Here is a 2192-nt window from a genome sequence, read left to right on the forward strand (position 1 = left end):
GACGCGCCGCCTCCAGCACTTCTCCCCCGCCGCCGCGTACGCCATCACCGGGACCTGGGAGGCCATGGCCTCGATGATGGGCACGCTGAAGCCCTCGTGCTCGCTCATGGACACGAACACGGACGCGGAGCGGTACACGGCCACCAGCTCCGCATGCGACAGGCGCCCCAGGAACTCCACCCCGCCCAGGGCCTTCGCCTCGCGCTGGAGCCCCTTGAAGTAGGGGCTGCCCGCCTCGTAGCCGCCCACGAGCAGCAGGCGCGCCTGGGGACGGATGCGCAGCAGCTCCCGGTGCAGCGCGAGCAGGTCCTCGAAGCGCTTGTGCGGCATCACCCGGCTCACCGACACCAGGGTGGGACCAGGGCCGGAGAGGCCCGCGAGCATCCGTGGATCCGCGCCGGAACCAGCGAAGCGCTCGGGTTCGACGAAGAGCTGCACGGTGTGCACGTTGCGGTGGCCCGCGACGCGCAGCTCCGCGCAGTTGTAGTCCGAGTCCCCGATGGACACGTCCAGGAAGGGCGCCATCGCGGCGACCTGCGCGCGGCCCGCGATGAGCGCGTGCTCCAGCGGCGTGCCCGGGTAGAAGCGTGCGGGGCTGATGTTGTGGAACACCACGCCGCGCTTGCAGTCCAGGTGCATCAGGCGCCCGCTCAGCGGCGACGCGATGCCGTGGTGGTACAGCACCAGGTCATCCGGTTTCGGGCGCAGCGCGGGGGCGGGGCGGGCCATGCCTTCCAGTCCCGCGCCGACCTCCTGCGCGTAGATGTCGCCCGCGTGCCCCATGCGGCGCAGCAGGAGTTGAAGGTGCAGCGCGGCCTGCCCGGAGGCATCGCCGGGGCCGAAGCTCGGGATCAACTGGTGGACCGCCATGCGGGGCCCTGTCTAGCACAGGGGCATGGTATGAGGCGGCCCGTGTCGACCCTCGGACCCATCGCCCTCGACGCCACCCTCTGGGACGAACCCACCACGGGCATCGGCCTGTACACCCACTGCCTCGCGGACGCGCTCAAGGCCCAGGGCGTCGCGCTGAGCCTGATGGGCGCGCGCACGTCGGGCGACCGTCCCCGGGGTGCACAGAAGCGGACGACGTGGACGCTGGGCACGCTGCCCCGCGAGCTGCGGCGGTCGCCGCCGCCCGTCTACCACGCGCTCGGCAACTTCAACCTGCCGCTCACGCGCGTGCCGGGCACCGCCTACGTGCTCACCGTGCTGGACCTGGTGCCGCTGGACTTGCCGAGCACGGTCTCCAAGCTGTTCCACTGGCAGTTCCGGCTGTGGCTGGCGCGCAGCCTGATGCTCGCGGACCGGCTGGTGTGCATCAGCGAGTGCACGCGCAACGACCTGCTGCGCCGCTTCCCGCAGGTGGAGCCGCGCACCGTGGTGGTGCCCATCGGCGTGGACCACGTGAACGTGCCGGAGCTGGACGCTGCGGGGGAGGACTTCCTGCGCGCGCTGACCCTGCCGAAGGACTACGTGCTGTACGCGGGCTCGCTCGATGTCCGCAAGAACGTGGACCTGGTGCTGGACGCGCAGGAGCGGCTCGCCGCGCGAGGGCGGCCCTTCACGCTCGTGCTCGCCGGGCAGAGCTGGTTTGGCTCCGGCAAGGTGGAGACGCGCATCGCGCGGCTGCGCTCGGAGGGGTTGGACATCCGGGCCCTGGGCTACCAGCCGTCCGCCATCTTCTACGCGCTGATGCGCCGCGCGGCGCTGTTCGTCTTCCCCTCGCGCTACGAGGGCTTCGGCCTGCCGCCCCTGGAGGCCATGCGCCTGGGCACGCCCACCGTGGTGTCCACCGCGGGCTCGCTGCCGGAGGTGTGCGGCGACGCGGCCCCGGCGGTGGATCCGGACGACGCGGAAGGCCTGGCGGCGGTCATCGACCGGCTGCTCGGCTCTCCCGCCGAGCGCCGTGCCCTGTCGGAAGCGGGCCCGCGTCAGGCCGCGAAGTTCACCTGGGCCCGCACCGCGGAAGGGACGCGGGCCGTCTACGATGCGGCGCTCCGCCACCGCCGGTAGGTCACCGGGCGGGAGGTGGCGGCGCCAGCCAACCGGCCCGCGAGGGCCCCTCTGGGAGGAACATGCGACTGCTCGTGTGGAGTGGAATCGTCTGCGGAATGCTGCTCGGGTGCGCCAGCTCGAACGCCGCGCGCAAGGCGGATGAGGCGCAGGAGCCCCAGCCCACCGCGCCCGTGGAG

2 protein-coding genes are annotated in these 2192 nt (G+C 72.5%); one reads left to right on the forward strand and one right to left on the reverse strand.

Annotated elements, in window-relative coordinates; translation table 11 throughout:
• Nucleotides 1-870, reverse strand: an 870-nt coding sequence (locus tag D7Y13_RS41015) for a glycosyltransferase family 4 protein (protein ID WP_120631044.1), incomplete at its 3' end; no start/stop codon positions are given.
• Nucleotides 871-900: 30 nt separating this feature from the next.
• Here D7Y13_RS41015 and D7Y13_RS48890 point away from each other — a divergent pair.
• Nucleotides 901-2013, forward strand: coding sequence for a glycosyltransferase family 4 protein (locus D7Y13_RS48890; protein WP_120534297.1), 1113 nt, complete (start codon nucleotides 901-903; stop codon nucleotides 2011-2013).
• The last annotated feature ends 179 nt before the right edge of the window (nucleotides 2014-2192 follow it).

It is taken from the genome of Corallococcus praedator, from assembly GCF_003612125.1.
GTDB classification, from domain to species: domain Bacteria; phylum Myxococcota; class Myxococcia; order Myxococcales; family Myxococcaceae; genus Corallococcus; species Corallococcus praedator.